Consider the following 14,376-nt stretch of genomic DNA (forward strand, 5'->3'; position numbering starts at 1 on the left):
GCGACCCGGCGCACCGCCCCGCACCCGCGCCGCCGCGCCCGCGCCCGCAGGGGTATCATCGGTGCGGTAAGCCACGGGGAGTGGCGCAGTCTGGTAGCGCACCCGGCTGGGGGCCGGGCGGTCGCAGGTTCAAATCCTGTCTCCCCGATTCGCCACGAGGCGCCGCGCGAGCGGCGCCTCGTGTGTTTCAGCGCACCTTTCGCGGCCGTCGGTCCGCCTGTTCGGGCCGTGGTAGCTGAGGCGGTTGGCGCTGAGCCTGAGATCTATACGAACGTCGCATCTGACGGATGCACGCAGCAGTGGGACAACCCCGTTGATCTCGCGGAGCTCAGCGGCCCCGCTCAGGCAAGTTCCTGCGCTCTCAGGGGAGTCTGTCTACCACCGTCGATGCCCAGCCCACGGCCGAGGCCGCCAGCTCGACCGCCTCACTGCGGTCCAACGGCTCATCCTCGACCTCGTCGTAGCGCGTCGTCACCGCCCACGGCGACAACCAGCGCGCATCGGTCAACGGCGCCGGCGCAGCGTTGCCCACCTTGGCGAGTTGGCGAAGCAGGAAGCTGATGTCGTGGGTGCGCGGAACGTCGAACTCGCGGGCGGCGAGCACCGCCTTGAACGCCTTCTCCACCGCCTGCTGCGCATGAAACCCGATGACGCCGTCGTCCTGGCCCTCGCTATCTGCGAGCGCTCGCACCGCAGCAAGATCTGCCCGGGCCTTGCGCAGCAGCAGCCGAGCCGCTTCGACCTGCTCAGGTGCTGGCAAGCAGCCGCCCCTCGCGCAGCGCCTGCTCGACCATCGTGCCGCTGACGACGCCGCGACGTGCGGCCTTCGCCTCGTCGATGACGACGACGTCGATCGGTACGTCAAGCTCGTCGAGCGCGTCGCGGAGACGCACGGACTCTCTGATCGGACTCGCAACGTTAGGCTCGATCACCAGGACGTCGTAGTCGGATGACGGATCCGCCGTGCCGCGCGCATGCGAACCGAACAGCACCACGCGCGAGTTCGGCGGTGCCGCTCTCGCCAGCCGCTTGCCGATCGCGTCGATCACATCGGCCGAGGTCATGACAGGACCGTAGTCGATTCAGCGGACCGGCGACCACACGAACTCGCCGTGCGCGAGACTCATCAACGCAAGCGGCCCTGGACCGCCCTGTGGCCGTGTGACGTATCTCCCGACGGCAGAAAGCCCCGCGAGAGCGGGGCTTTCTCGTTCCAGGGTGCGCCGCTCCGCTCAGGACGAGGCCGGCGCGCTCGTCGAGCGCAGCTCGAGCACGACGCCGCCGGCTCTGTCGGCGGTGTCGAAGTACGCGAAGCCGCTGCCGTCGGGGCGACGGCCGCGCATCAGGACCTCCATCCGGAGCGCCGCGGCCTGCGCCTCGCTCTCGTCGATGTCGCCGACCTCGAAGCCGATGTGGAAGATGCCCTCGCCGTGCTCGTCGAGGAAGCGCCGCTGCGGCGACCCCGCGCCGGGCTGGACGAGCTGGAGCTGGAGGTCGCCGACCTGCGCCGTCCGGTACACCGACGCGAAGAAGCCGTCGACGTCCGGGACCTCGAGGTCGCTGTACTGGGCCAGCGAGCCGTAGTCCTGCCACGGCCCGATCCCGACCGACTCGTAGTACTCCGACGCGCGCTCGATGTCGTGCACGGCGATGCAGATGTGATGGACCTTCTTGAATGGAGTCATGCCATGATTCTAATGGTAAGACCATTAAACGCGCGCCGGATGCCGCGCCTGCCGCGCCCGCCGCCCAGCGCCCAGCGCCCAGCGCGCCCGCGCACAGCGCGCGGCAGCCGCCGCGCTAGATGTAGAACGGCTCCAACCGCGCGGCGCCGTCGGCGAATCGCTCCAGGCCGAACGGCGACATGTCGAGCGTCGGCTCGCGGCCGACGATCAGCTCGGCGAGGTGCTCGCCGACGGCCGGGCACTGCTGGAAGCCGTGCCCGGAGAACCCGGTCGCGAAGTAGAACCCCTCGGCCTCCTGCGCCGCGCCGATGATCGCGTTGTGGTCGGGGCTCATGTCGTAGTAACCCCACCACGAGCTCTCCACTTCGATGTCGGCCATCAGCGGCAGCCGCCGCACCGCCGGCTCCACCAGCTCCTCGATCTTCGCGGCCCGCCCGCCGAACAGCATCCCGTGGTGCTCGCGGGTCAGATAGAAGCCGGAGGCGAAGTCGATCGTGAAGGGGATGTCCGACGGCACGCCGCCCTCCTTGCTGGAGAAGAACACCCAGTGGACCTCCGGCTCGACCGGCAGCGCCACGCCGACGTGGGCGGCGACCTCCTTCGACCACACGCCGGCGGCGCAGATCACCGTGTCGGTGTGGATCGTGCCCTTCGTCGTCTCGACGCCGCAGATCGCGCCGCTCTCCGTGCGGCGGATGCCCGTCACCGCGCGACCCTGGCGCACGCGGGCACCGCGCCCGGCCGCAGCCGACACGTAGCCCTGCACCACCGCCTCAGGCACCGCGCGACCGTCGAGCGGACAGTAGGTGGCCGCCAGCACCCCCTCCGTGTCGAGCGCGGGCATCATCGCCCGCACCTCGTCGACCGACACCTCGCGCGAGGGCACGCCGAGCGACTGCTGCATCGCGAGCGCCCCGCGAAAGACCTCGAGGTCGTCCTCGGAGTCGAGCAGGATCAGGTAGCCCATCTGCCGCAGGTCGATGTCTACGTCGAGGCCGCCGTTCGCGACGACCTCGTCGAAGCGCTCGAACGCGTCGAGCGAGCGACGCGTGATCCGCACGTTCAGCTCGTCGCCGAACTGCAGCCGGATGCCGCCGAGCGACTTGCTGGTCGAGCCGGCGGCCAGCACGTCGCGCTCGACCAGCGCGACGTCGGTCACGCCCATCTCGGTGAGGTGGTAGGCGGCGCTCGCCCCGATCCCGCCGCCACCGATGATCACGACGTCGGCGCGCTCCTCGTCGAGTGGACGCATCGTCATCTCCCCGCGCGCTTGCGCGTCGTCGTCGTGCGGTCAGGACTCGGCTCGACCTGCGGGTTGAGCAGGTTCCACTCGTCGATGTGCGCCCACATCGCGGCGCGCGCCGCCTCCGCGTCTCTCGCCTCGATCGCCTTCGTGACCTTCGCCAGCGCCGTCGGGATCGAGCGTGCGTAGCGTCTGTCGGCCGGCTGCAGCTCGTCGACCAGTCTGCCGATCGGCTCGTGCAGCCCCAGCGAGATCCCGACACGCAGTCTGTTCTGCGTCGCGCGCGCGACCGCCTGGTGCCAGCGCGAGTCGATGTCGGCGATGGTCGAGAGATCCTGGTCGATGCTCTTGACCGCCTCGCGCGCGTCGCGCACGAGCCCCTTCATCACCGCGACGTCGTCGGGCCCCGCGCGGTGCGCGGCCCACCAGGCGTTCCAGCCGTCGAAGTCGACGCGGAACTCGGCAAGATCCTGCGCGCTCGCGCCGCGCATGTGGACCAGCGCCGAGAGCGCATCGCCCAGCGTCGACTCCGACGGTCGCACGGCGAACGCGCCGCCGGTCTTGCCCGGCCGGATCGCGAGGAGCCCGAGCGCTTCGAGCGAGCGCAGCGCCTCGCGCAGCGTCGCTCGGCTGACGCCGAACGTCTGACACAGCTCGCGCTCGCTCGGGAGTCGCTCGCCCTGCGCCACCTCGCCGGACAGGATCGCGTCGCGGATCTGCTCGGTCACGTCGTCGAACGATCGCACCCGCCGCGCGCTGGAGAACAGCGTCTGCGCGCGCTCGCCCCGGTCCTCATCGAGCGCGCTGTGGGAATCAGTCTTCGTAGGCACTTCCCAAGCATAGCACTCATCGGTATGGTAAGACCATACGCATGTCGATCGACGGGGAGAGCATGGAAAGAACGCGTGTGATGCCGCCGGCATGGGCTCTGTCCGAATGGCCGGCCCGCAGCGCGAACTGGTTCGCGACGGCGCCGCGCGCGATACGCGCCGGTGCCGGGATCGTCCTCGTCGACGCGCTGCTGGTCGCGCTCGACAAACAGCCCGACGCAGCCGTCGGATGGCTGGCGCTGGCGACGATCGTCGCCGTCACGATCGCCACGGTCGTCTCACTCGACGGTCGACCCGCCGCCATCGCCGCGACGGTGGTCGGCAACGTCGCCGCGGTCCTGATTCTCGACTACGGCCTGCATGACGTCGCCCAGCGCGGGCTCAACGGCCTCTCGCTCGGCGCGATCTACGCGCTCGGCGCGGTCGGGCTGACGCTCGTCTACGGAATCCTGCGACTCGTCAACTTCGCCCACGGCGACCTGCTCACGCTCGGCGCCTACGTCGCGTACGTCGTCAACGTCTCGTGGGGACTGCCGCTCGTCGCGGGGGTCGTCGTGGCGATCGTCGTGACCGCGGCGTTCAGCGTCGCGCTGGAGCGCGCAATGTGGGCGCCGATGCGCGCCCGCGGCGCCGGCATGCTGCAGCTCCTGATCATGGCGATCGGCCTCGCCTTCGTGATCCGCTACGGGATCCAGTTCGCCTGGGGCACCGAGCTGCGCCAGCTGCGCGTCGACAGCTCCGCCGCCGTGTCGTTCCTCGGCCTGCGGATCGGCCGCACGCAGCTGATCGTGCTGCTCGTCGGCGTCGCCGCGCTGCTCGCCACCGGCCTGATGCTGAAGCGCACGCTGCTCGGCAAGCGGATGCGGGCGCTGTCCGACAGCCGCGACCTCGCCGAGACGTCCGGGATCGACACCTCGCGCGTGATCATGTGGACCTGGATCTTCGCCGGCGCCCTGGCGGGCCTGGCCGGCGTCTTCGCCGGGGCCGTCACGCAACTCCAGCCGGAGCTCGGCTTCGAGCTGCTGCTGCCGATCTTCGCCGCCGTCGTGCTCGGCGGGATCGGCAACGCGTTCGGCGCGCTCACCGCAGGCCTGGTGCTCGGGCTCGTGATCGAGTGGTCGACGCTGGTGCTCCCCGACGGCCTCAAGCTGATCGTCGGCTTCGTCGTCCTGATCGTCGTCCTCGTGATCCGGCCCGAAGGCATCTTCGGCCGCGCGCGGACCGTATGAAGGAGCTGCTCATGAGTCCCCCCTTTGCAGTCACGTTCGACGCCTTCGCCAACATCGAGTTCTGGACGAGCGTCGGCGTGCTCGCCGGGATCTACGCGATCGTGGCGCTCGGCCTGCAGCTCAACGTCGGCTTCACCGGCATCCTGAACTTCGGCCAGGCAGGCTTCATGGCGATCGGCGCCTACGCGATGGCGATCCTCGTCGCCGACCACGACATGAGCTTCTGGCTCGCGCTGCCGATCGCCGTGCTCGCGACGGTCGCGTTCGCGCTGCTCGTCGGCCTCTCCTCGCTGCGGCTGCGCGCCGACTACTTCGCGATCGTCACGATCGCCGCGGCCGAGGCGGTCCGGCTCGTCGCCTCCAACGCACGCGACCTGACGGGCGGCGCCCAGGGCATCGGCGGCTTCTCCGCCGACTGGGACGCGCTCTCGCGCTCGATCGAGGACTTCATCGTCAGCCTCGGCTGGACCGACGTCCCGGGCCTGTTCCCGCTGTTCCTCGTCACCTGGGCGCTGGTGATCGTGCTCACGATCGGCTTGACGCAGCTGCAGAAGACGCCGTGGGGACGCGTCCTGCGCGCCGTGCGCGAGGACGAGGACGCGGCCCGCGCGCTCGGCAAGAACGCCTTCGCGTACAAGCTCCAGTCGCTCGCGCTGTCGGCGACGATCGGCGCGATCGCCGGCTTCCTCGTCGCGCTCAACCTGAAGTTCGTCGTGCCGGACGCGTTCCAGCCGACGCTCACCTTCCTCGGCTTCGCGATCCTCGTGCTCGGCGGGCTCGCCAACTACTACGGCGCCGCCGTCGGCGCGGTGCTGCTGTTCACGGTGCTGGAAGGGCTGCGGTTCGTCGAGCTGCCGATCACCGAGACGCAGGTCGCGGCGCTGCGCTTCATCGTCCTCGGCCTGCTCCTGATCGGGCTGATGGCGTTCCGGCCGCAGGGTCTGTTCGGCAACAAGCGGGAGATGATGATCGGTGACTGAGCGCGCGATCTTCGAGGCGGAGGACGTCGTCAAGAGCTTCGGCGGAATCCGGGCGGTCACCGGCGCGACGATGGACGTGCGCGAGGCGTCGATCACCGCGTTGATCGGCCCCAACGGCGCCGGCAAGACGACGTTCTTCAACCTGATCACCGGCTTCTACCGCCCCGATCGCGGGCGCACCGCGTTCGACGGGCGCGACATCCACGGGCGCCCGCCCCACGTGATCGCGCGGCTGGGCATGATCCGGACCTTCCAGCTGACGAAGGCGCTGACCGCGATGTCGGTGCTCGACAACATGATGCTCGCCGCGCCCAATCAGCCCGGCGAGCGCCTCAGCGGGACGCTTCTGCGCCCGTTCGCGTGGCGCCGGCGCGAGCGCGAGGTGCACGCGCAGGCGCTCGAGCTGCTCGAGATCTTCAGCCTCACGCGGCTCGCGCACGACTACGCGGGCACGCTCTCGGGCGGCCAGCGCAAGCTGCTGGAGCTGGCGCGCGCCTTGATGACGCAACCGCGCTTCGTGCTGCTCGACGAGCCGCTCGCCGGGATCAACCCGACGCTGGGCGCGCGGCTGCTGGAGCACATGCAGCGGCTGCGGCGGGAGGAGGGCGTCACGTTCCTGTTCATCGAGCACGACATGGAGGCGGTCATGAACCATGCCGACCGGGTGATTGTGATGGCGGAGGGCCGGGTGATCGCCGACGCCGAGCCGCACGCGGTGCGCGCCGACGCGGCCGTGATCGACGCCTACCTGGGCGCCGGCGCGGGCCGGAAGGCGATCGCATGAGCGGCGGCGCCGAACCGTCCACCCCGCTGCTGCTGGAGACGAACGAGCTGGTCGCCGGCTACGTCCCCGAGGCGAACATCCTGAACGGCACGACGATCCGCGTCCACGAGGGCGAGATGGTGACGATCGTCGGACCCAACGGCGCCGGCAAGTCGACGCTGATCAAGACGATCTTCGGGCTGCTCAGACCACGCTCCGGGGAGATCCGCTTCGGCGGCGAGTCGATCGGCGGCTGCAAGCCGCACCTGATCACGCGGCTCGGCCTCAGCTACGTGCCCCAGCTCGACAACGTCTTCCGCAGCCTGACGGTCGAGGAGAACCTCGAGATGGGCGCGCTCGACCGCACGACGATGCCGGCGCAGAAGGAGCGGGTGTACGAGCTGTTCCCGCGCCTGCGCGAGCGGCGCGACCAGCCGGCCGGGACGATGAGCGGCGGCGAGCGCCAGATGGTGGCGATGGCGAAGGCGCTGATGCCCGAGCCGCGGCTGATCCTGCTCGACGAGCCGTCCGCCGGCCTCGCGCCGGCGTTCGTCGAGGCGATCTTCGAGAAGACCGAGGCGGTCAACCGCGCGGGCGTGACGATCCTGATGGTCGAGCAGAACGCGCGCCGCGCGCTCGCCGCGTCGCATCGCGGCTACGTGCTCGACCTCGGCAAGGAGCGCTTCGAGGGTCGCGGGCGCGACCTGCTCGACGACCCCAAGGTCGCCGAGCTGTACCTCGGCGGCGCGGCCGCGGCCGCTGCTTGAGCTGAGCGCGAGCGGCGCCCCGCGCGGCGCATCACGACGCAAGAGAGCCCGGCTCACGCCGGGCTCTCGATGCTTCCGGGACGGGCGGGGCCGCGTCGTCAGCTCGGCGCCTCCACCGGGATCTGGTCGACGATCTCCATGGTTCCGTCACGCTCGAACCGGAAGATGTCGAATATGCCGGCGGACGGGTCGCCGTTGTCGTCGAGGTCGATCGGGCCGGAGACGCCCTGGTAGTCGATCTCCTCGCCGCGCTGCAGCGCCTCGATCGCCTCGGCGAGGTCGAGCCAGCCGTACTTCTTGCCGGGCGGGCCGCTGACCGCGCGGATGTGCTCCGCGATGTCCGGGCCGTCGCTCGATCTGGCGGCCGCCGCCGCCAGGTAGCAGAGCATCACTGAGTCGAACGCCTGCGCGTCGTAGGCCTGCCGGGCGACGTCCTTCGGAGCCGCCGCTCTGTAGGCCTTGTCGAAGGCGACGTAGCCCGGGTCGCCCTTCGGCAGGCCCGGGACCGTCCCGCGGATGCCGACCGTCGCGTTCGCGCCGGCGCTCTTGATGACGGCGGGCGCGCTCATCCCGTCGGGCATGAACGTCGTCGCGACGTCGAGCTTCCCCGTCCGTGCCAGCGCGGGCCCGACCTTGTTGTAGGTCTCGGGGAAGTCGAGGATGACCGTGCCGTCCGGGTCGCCGGACGTGATCCGCTCGGCCTCGGTGTCGTAGGACGCCAGATCGACGTCGTAGACGACCTTCTCGCCGACCTTGCCGCCGAGCTTCTCCCACGCGGCCTGGAACGTCTCGGCGAGGCCCGTGCCATACGCGTCGTTGCGCGCGCCGATGTTGACCGTCTTGCCGGCGGCGCCGCCGAGCGCCTTGGCGACGTAGTTGGCGAGCGCCGAGCCCTGGAACGAGTCGCGGTAGGCCGTGCGGTTGACGAAGCCGGGCCCGTCCTTCAGGTCCGTGATCGCGGCGCCCGTCGACGCCGGCAGCATCAGCACGACCTCCTCCGGGATCGCGACCGACTCCGCCGCCGGGACGACGTCAGAGGACGCCCACGGTCCGGCGATGCAGGTCGACTTGTCCGACGTGGCGAGCTTGCGCGTCGCCTGCACGGCGCACTGCTGGTCCGAGCCGCCGCAGTTGTCCTCGTGGACGAGCGACACGTTGTGGTCGACGCCCGCTCTCTCGATCGCCGCGTCGATCTGCGCCATCGCCAGATCGGCGGCCTTCTGCGTCGGCGGGCCGAAGTCGGCGAGATCGCCGCTGAGCGGTGCGGAGTCGCCGATCACGAGATCGAGCGAGCCGTCCTTCCCGCCGCTGCTGCTGCTTCCGCCGCAGCCGGCGGTCAGCAGCGCAGCGCCGGTTACCAGCGCGATCAACAACACCCAATGAGCTCTCCTCATGGACTTCACCTCTCCTCGTGGTGTCCCGTGTAGTGCCGTCGCGGGTCAAGGATCTCCAGCGCCCGCTCGAGCGCGATCACGTCGGCGTACTTCGCGTCGAGATCGCGCAGGCTCTGTATGTGCGCGGCGGCGTCGCGGTCGGCCACGGCGTCGCGCACGACCAGCGGCCGGAAGCCGTGCTGGAGCGCGTCGACGGCGCTGGCGCGCACGCACCCGGACGTCGACGCGCCCGTGACGAGCAGCGTGTCGACGTCCGCCGCACGCAGCCGCGCTGCGAGGCCGGTGCCGAAGAACGCCGAAGCGAACAGCTTCCGCAGCACCGGCTCGCCGGGGGCCGGCGCCAGCCGCGGGTCGATCTCGGTCAGGCGGTCACCGAGCCGGAGCGCCCGCAGCCCCGGCACCTTCTCCATGAACGTCGCCGCGGTCGCGAGATCGTCCTCGCCGTATGCGACCGTCGTGAAGAGGACCGGCGCGCCGGCGGCGCGAGCGCGGTCGAGCAACTGCGCGCTCGCGCGCACCGCGTCCTCCGCGTCGCATGCCAGCGGCGACGCGCGCTCGGTGAAGCCCAGACTCAGGTCGACGACCAGCAGTCCGGGCCGCATCGTCAGAACTCCCGCAGCAGCGAGCCGAAGCGGCGGAACGAGTCGTCGTAGCCGTTCGCCCGCAGCGCGTGCCACATCGTCGCCGCGTTGATCGCCAGGACGCGCTTGCCGAGCCAGCGCTCGGCCTCGTCCGCGAGACGCACCATCGACAGGTTCGTGCCGACCTGGACGATCGCGTCGACGCGCGGGTCGTCGAGCTCCCGCAGCACGTCGACCAGCTCGCGCTCGCTGACGTGCGCGATCGCGGTCGCCGACGGGCAGCGCAGACCCTTGAACGCGTGCACGCGGAAGCCGGACTCCTCGAAGAAGCGCGTGACGTTCTCGTCGGCGATCGGCTGGTACGGGGAGATCACCGCGATCCGCTCCGCACCGAACCGCCGCAGCGCCTCGCGGCAGGCCGTCGCGCCGGTCGTGACGTCGAGCCCGGTCGCCTCCCGCACGCGCCGCTCGAAGCGCTCGTTGCCTGCCGTGCCGCCCCAGAACGTCTCGGCGGACATGCCCATGACCATGTAGTCGGGCTCGCACGTGAGCACGTCGCGGATCGCCACGCCGAGCGAGGCGCGGATCTGCTCCAGCAGCGCCTCGAAGTCGTCGTCGGAGCCGAGCGACCCGTCGGCGATGTGCATCCGCCCCGCGTGGAACGTGATCCCCGCGGGCCGGATGTCGTTGTAGTCGTGCTCGACGACGGTGTTCGTCGACGGGACGATCGTCGCGAACTTCGCCCGCCAGGCGGCCGCGTCAGGCATTGGCGGGCACCGCGACCGCGGCGATCGCTTCGAGCGCCGCCCCGCGGCCCTCCCGGATCGCCTGTTCGAGCCCGCGCGGCGCGACGCAGTCGCCGATCATCTGGACCGGCCGTCCGGCGTCGAACAGGGCGCGCGCGTCGGCGGGCAGGCTCGTGCGCCGGCGGCCCGAGCTGACGACCCAGTCGACGTCGTCCAGCTCGATCCGCTCACGCAGCCCCCAGTGGTCGATCACGACGCGGTTGCCGCTCGACGGCAGCACCGCCGCCGGCGCGTAGACGGGCGTGCCGTGCGCGGCCAGCAGCTTGCTGAAGAAGTGCTCGAACGGCTGGTCCATCGCCGCCGTCAGCGACCCGAAGCTGGAGACGATGCGGAGGTCCGCGCCGGCCGTCAGCAGATGATGCGCCAGCGTCAGCGCGGCGTGGTCGTTGCGCTCGCTGTGCACGAGCACGATGCGGCGGCCGCGGACGTCGTGCGCCGCCAGCTCGGCAAGGCTGCCGCGGTAGAGCGGCCCGTCGTACGGCAGGTCGGGCTCGAGCGAGCGGTCGTGCCAGGGGCTGGCGTCACGCCGGGCGCCGGTCGCGACCACGACGGCGTCGTGCTCGTCGAGCAGCGGCTCGAGCGCGTCGACCTCGGCGCGCAGCCGCACGTCGACGCCCGCCTCCGCGATCCGCTCCTCGTAGAACTCGACCATCCCGGCGAACTCTGCCTTGACCGGGAAGCGGCTGGCGGCCAGCAGCATGCCGCCGACGCGCTGGCCGCCCTCGTACAGGGTCACCTCGGCGCCCTGCTCCGCCGCGGTGACAGCCGCCTCCAGGCCCGCCGGGCCGCCCCCGACGATCGCGATCCGCCGACCGGCGCCGGGGACGTCGGGCTCGGGCAGGTCCTCCAGCGCGGCGCGCGGGTTCACGCCGCAGCGCAGCGGGACGTTGAGGTGGATGCGCGTGGCGCAGACGTTGAGCCCGATGCACGGCCGCGTCCCGTGCAGGTCGCCGGCCTCGATCCGCTTGGGCAAGTCGGGGTCGGCGATCAGCGCGCGCAGCATGCCGACCAGGTCGGCCGCGCCGGACGCGAGCAGCTCCTCGCCGATGCGCGGGTGGTTGATCCGCCCGACCGTGATCACGGGGACGTCGACCTGCGCCGTGATCCGCTCCGAGTAGCCGGCCGGCTTGCCCTGCGGCACGTAGACGGACGGGATCAGCTCCTCGTAGGACTCGTGCGTGCCGTTGCTGACCGAGAGGTAGTCGATCAGGCCCGTCGCGTCGAGCCGGCGCGCGACCTCGACGGCCTCGTCGAGACCGAAGCCGCCGGGCATCCGCTCGACCGCGCAATGGCGGTAGCCGACGACGAAGTCCGGGCCCGTCGCGGCTCGCACCGCCGCGAGGATCTCGATCGCGAAGCGCAGCCGGTTCGCCAGCGACCCCCCGTACTCGTCGGTGCGCCGGTTCGTCAGCGGCGAGATGAACTGCTGGATCAGGTAGCCGTGGCTCCCGTGGATCTCGACGCCGTCGAAGCCGGCGCGCTGGTAGTTGACCGCGCCCGACACGAACGACTCGACGACCTCGGCGATCTCGCGCTGCGTCATCGCATGCGCGATCAGGTCGGAGAGCATCCCGCGGCCTTCGGACGGCGCCCACATCGGCAGCTCGGTGAAGTAGTCGGTCGCGGACTGCCCGCCGCAGTGGTAGAGCTGACCGATCACGACGCTGCCGTGCGCCTTGATCGCCTCGACCTGGTGCGCGAAGAGATCGAGCACCGCCGGGTCGCTGGGGTTCGGGTCCGGCATCTCCTCGAACGCGCCGCTGGTCGGGTGCACGCCGGCGCCGCCGGTGATGAGGAGCCCGACGCCGCCCTCGGCGCGCCGCGCCAGGTACGCCGTCTGCCGCTCCGACGGCGCCCGGTTCGCCGCGAGCACGTCGGTGTGGCCCGTCATGACGATGCGGTTGCGCAGCGTGAGGCCGGGCTTGAGCTCGAGCGGCGCCAGCAGTCGTTCATAGCGCTCAGGTGACATTTCTGCGTTCCCTCCGGCCGTTGCGTCATTGCTATCCCGCTGAGCGGGATCGCATCCCGTTGATTGGGCATAGTAGTCTTCGCCCTCGACAGATGTCAACCAGGCAGACATCAGACGCGCCGGCGGCGGCGCAGGGCACGGTGGCGCGCACGGTGCGCCTGATCCAGTGCATCGCGCAGACGGACGACGCCGTGTCCGTGGGCCAGCTGACAGCGCAGATGGACCTGCCGTCGAGCACCGTCCACCGGCTGCTGCAGCTGCTGAAGCGCGACGGGATCGTCGAGTCGGACCCGGTCGCGCGCACCTATCGCGTCGGACCGGAGCTGCATCGCCTGGCAGCGCTGATCGTCGCTCGCAGCAGCACCGCGTCGCTCGCGCTGCCGATCATGGAGCGGGTCGTCGCGGCCTGTGGCGAGACCTGCCTGCTCGCCGTCTACGACCCCGACACCCGCAAGACGATGTTCGTCGAGCAGGTGCAGTCCCACCACCCCCTGCGCTTCGAGGTCGCCGGCAACGTGCCGCTGCCGCCGACATGGGGCAGCTCGGGTCGCGTGATCCTGGCCGAGCTGCCCGACGACGAGCTGCAGGCGGTGCTCGCGGATCCGCAGCCGTCGCCGGTCGGCGGGCAGCAGCTCGGAGATCCGGCGGAGTTCGCGAAGGAGCTGCGCAAGGTGCGCGCCCGCGGTCACGACCTGACCAGAGGCGAGCTGCTCGCCGACTCCGTCGGCATCGCCGCGCCGGTCTTCCAGCGCGGCCGCGGCGTGATCGGCAGCCTCACGATCGCGATCCCGAGCGTCCGCTACCAGCCCGCGCAGCGGGCGAGCCTGATCCAGCTCGTCGGCGACGCCGCCGACGAGCTGTCGAGGCTGCTGGGTCACGAGCGCTCGGCCTGACGTTCGCGCTCAGATCACCCCCTCGCGACGCAGCTCGCCGCGCACGCCGGCCGCGAGGCCGAGCAGCCCCCCGTACACCTCGTCGTTGTGCTCGCCGTGCTCCCATGACGCGGACCAGCGCACGCCGCCGGGGGTGCGCGACAGCTTCGGCACGACGCCCGGTCCGACGTACTCGCCGAACTCCGGGTCGTCGTGGCGCAGGAGCATGTCGCGCGCGGCGAACTGCGGATCCGCGGCGATGTCGGCGATGCTGTAGACCGGGCCGCAGACGACGCCGCCGTCGTCGAGCAGCGCGTCGAGCGCCGCGGCGTCGTAGTCCTCCGCCCAGTCCGCGATGATCCCGTCGAGCTCCTCCTGGTTGGCGCCGCGCGCGAGGTGCGTGTCGAAGCGCTCGTCGGTCGCCAGCTCCGGCCGCCCCATCGCGTCCGCCAGCCGGCGGAAGAGCGTGTCCTGGTTGGCGGCGATGATCATCCACTTGCCGTCGCGGGTGCGGAAGATGTTCGACGGCGCGACGCCCTTGAGGCTCGTCCCGTTCGGCTCGCGCACGATCCCGAGCCGGTCGTACTCCGGAAGGGCGCCCTCCATCAACGCGAAGCACGCCTCGACCAGCGAGACGTCGACCACCTGACCGATCCCGTCGCCGCGCGCCTGGCGCTCGTACAGCGCGAGCAGGATCCCGTACGCGGCGAAGATGCCGGCGAGCGAGTCGCCGAGCGAGATCGCCGAGCGCGGCGGCGCCTCGCCGGGGAAGCCGGAGATGTAGCGCAGGCCGCCCATCGCCTCGGCGACCGACGCGTAGCCCGGGCGGCCGGCGTAGGGACCGGTCTGGCCGTAGCCCGAGACGCGGCAGAGGACGACCCCCGGGTTGACGGCGGCCAGCTGCTCGTATCCGAGGTTCCAGCGCTCGAGCGTTCCGGGACGGAAGTTCTCGAGCACGACGTCGCTCTGCTGCACCAGCTCCAGCATCAGCTCCTGCCCGCGGTGCTCACGCAGGTTGAGCGTGACGAACTTCTTGTTGCGCGACTGGACCGGCCACCACAGCGAGCGGCCCCTGTAACGGGCGTGCCCCCACTCGCGCAGCGGGTCGGGGCGCTCCGGAGCCTCGATCTTCAGGACCTCGGCGCCCATCTCGGCGAGCAGGCGCCCGGCGTACGGACCCGCGAGGAGCTGCCCCAGTTCGAGCACGCGCAGGCCGGCGAGCGGGCCGGGTGTTGGTTTGACATCAGAAAGCTGCAT

The 14,376-nt window shown here is 71.2% G+C and carries 15 protein-coding genes and 1 tRNA gene; 6 read left to right on the forward strand and 10 right to left on the reverse strand.

The window, feature by feature from the left end:
- Positions 1-74: 74 nt before the first annotated feature.
- Positions 75-148, forward strand: a tRNA-Pro gene (locus CWOE_RS19850).
- A 213-nt stretch (positions 149-361) separates the two neighbouring features.
- Here CWOE_RS19850 and CWOE_RS32130 read toward each other — a convergent pair.
- The 5 genes from CWOE_RS32130 to CWOE_RS31105 all read right to left on the reverse strand — a co-directional run bounded on the left by CWOE_RS32130 (position 362) and on the right by CWOE_RS31105 (position 3,758).
- Positions 362-760, reverse strand: coding sequence for a HEPN domain-containing protein (locus CWOE_RS32130; RefSeq protein WP_012935429.1), 399 nt, complete (start codon positions 758-760; stop codon positions 362-364).
- The gene (locus CWOE_RS19860; protein ID WP_012935430.1) at positions 747-1,064 is read right to left on the reverse strand and encodes a nucleotidyltransferase domain-containing protein; all 318 of its coding nucleotides are present in this window, start codon (positions 1,062-1,064) and stop codon (positions 747-749) included. Before CWOE_RS19860 ends, CWOE_RS32130 begins: the two co-directional genes overlap by 14 nt.
- Before the next feature lie 168 nt (positions 1,065-1,232).
- The gene (locus tag CWOE_RS19865) at positions 1,233-1,685 is read right to left on the reverse strand and encodes a VOC family protein (protein ID WP_012935431.1); all 453 of its coding nucleotides are present in this window, start codon (positions 1,683-1,685) and stop codon (positions 1,233-1,235) included.
- A gap of 115 nt (positions 1,686-1,800) precedes the next feature.
- A complete protein-coding gene (locus CWOE_RS19870; RefSeq protein ID WP_012935432.1) occupies positions 1,801-2,937 on the reverse strand; it encodes an NAD(P)/FAD-dependent oxidoreductase in 1,137 nt (378 codons plus the stop codon).
- 2 nt (positions 2,938-2,939) lie between these two features.
- Entirely contained in the window at positions 2,940-3,758 is an 819-nt protein-coding gene (locus tag CWOE_RS31105; protein ID WP_012935433.1) for a FadR/GntR family transcriptional regulator, read from the reverse strand.
- 62 nt (positions 3,759-3,820) lie between these two features.
- Between CWOE_RS31105 and CWOE_RS19880 the strand changes: the two genes are divergently transcribed.
- From CWOE_RS19880 to CWOE_RS19895, 4 genes are read left to right on the forward strand one after another with little or no spacing between them, the layout of a single operon-like run.
- Positions 3,821-4,987 carry a branched-chain amino acid ABC transporter permease gene (locus tag CWOE_RS19880; RefSeq protein ID WP_236262127.1) on the forward strand — a complete coding sequence of 389 codons (1,167 nt, stop codon included), beginning with the start codon at positions 3,821-3,823 and terminating at the stop codon, positions 4,985-4,987.
- A gap of 11 nt (positions 4,988-4,998) precedes the next feature.
- Positions 4,999-5,967, forward strand: coding sequence for a branched-chain amino acid ABC transporter permease (locus CWOE_RS19885; RefSeq protein WP_012935435.1), 969 nt, complete (start codon positions 4,999-5,001; stop codon positions 5,965-5,967).
- Positions 5,960-6,751, forward strand: a complete 792-nt coding sequence (locus CWOE_RS19890; protein WP_012935436.1) for an ABC transporter ATP-binding protein — start codon at positions 5,960-5,962, stop codon at positions 6,749-6,751. Before CWOE_RS19885 ends, CWOE_RS19890 begins: the two co-directional genes overlap by 8 nt.
- Positions 6,748-7,497: an ABC transporter ATP-binding protein gene (locus CWOE_RS19895; protein WP_012935437.1), complete on the forward strand. Its 750-nt coding sequence runs from the start codon at positions 6,748-6,750 to the stop codon at positions 7,495-7,497. Before CWOE_RS19890 ends, CWOE_RS19895 begins: the two co-directional genes overlap by 4 nt.
- Before the next feature lie 98 nt (positions 7,498-7,595).
- On the opposite strand, the gene CWOE_RS19900 is transcribed toward CWOE_RS19895, so the two are convergent.
- Genes CWOE_RS19900 through CWOE_RS31110 form a run of 4 tightly spaced genes read right to left on the reverse strand, consistent with a single transcriptional unit; the run spans position 7,596 to position 12,247 of the window.
- Positions 7,596-8,891 carry an ABC transporter substrate-binding protein gene (locus CWOE_RS19900; protein WP_081425436.1) on the reverse strand — a complete coding sequence of 432 codons (1,296 nt, stop codon included), beginning with the start codon at positions 8,889-8,891 and terminating at the stop codon, positions 7,596-7,598.
- Positions 8,892-8,896: 5 nt separating this feature from the next.
- Complete coding sequence (locus tag CWOE_RS19905; protein ID WP_012935439.1) at positions 8,897-9,493, reverse strand: isochorismatase family protein; 597 nt, start codon at positions 9,491-9,493, stop codon at positions 8,897-8,899.
- Between the two features lie 2 nt (positions 9,494-9,495).
- Positions 9,496-10,239, reverse strand: a complete 744-nt coding sequence (locus CWOE_RS19910) for a maleate cis-trans isomerase family protein (protein WP_012935440.1) — start codon at positions 10,237-10,239, stop codon at positions 9,496-9,498.
- Positions 10,232-12,247 (reverse strand): oxidoreductase, encoded by a 2,016-nt coding sequence (locus CWOE_RS31110; protein WP_012935441.1) that lies wholly within the window; start codon positions 12,245-12,247, stop codon positions 10,232-10,234. The genes CWOE_RS19910 and CWOE_RS31110 overlap by 8 nt, the downstream gene beginning before the upstream one ends.
- A gap of 92 nt (positions 12,248-12,339) precedes the next feature.
- Here CWOE_RS31110 and CWOE_RS31115 point away from each other — a divergent pair, with 92 nt between their 5' ends.
- The gene (locus tag CWOE_RS31115; protein WP_012935442.1) at positions 12,340-13,140 is read left to right on the forward strand and encodes an IclR family transcriptional regulator; all 801 of its coding nucleotides are present in this window, start codon (positions 12,340-12,342) and stop codon (positions 13,138-13,140) included.
- Between the two features lie 9 nt (positions 13,141-13,149).
- On the opposite strand, the gene CWOE_RS19930 is transcribed toward CWOE_RS31115, so the two are convergent.
- Complete coding sequence (locus tag CWOE_RS19930; protein ID WP_012935443.1) at positions 13,150-14,376, reverse strand: CaiB/BaiF CoA transferase family protein; 1,227 nt, start codon at positions 14,374-14,376, stop codon at positions 13,150-13,152.

The sequence above is a fragment of the Conexibacter woesei DSM 14684 genome, from assembly GCF_000025265.1.
Taxonomy (GTDB): domain Bacteria; phylum Actinomycetota; class Thermoleophilia; order Solirubrobacterales; family Solirubrobacteraceae; genus Conexibacter; species Conexibacter woesei.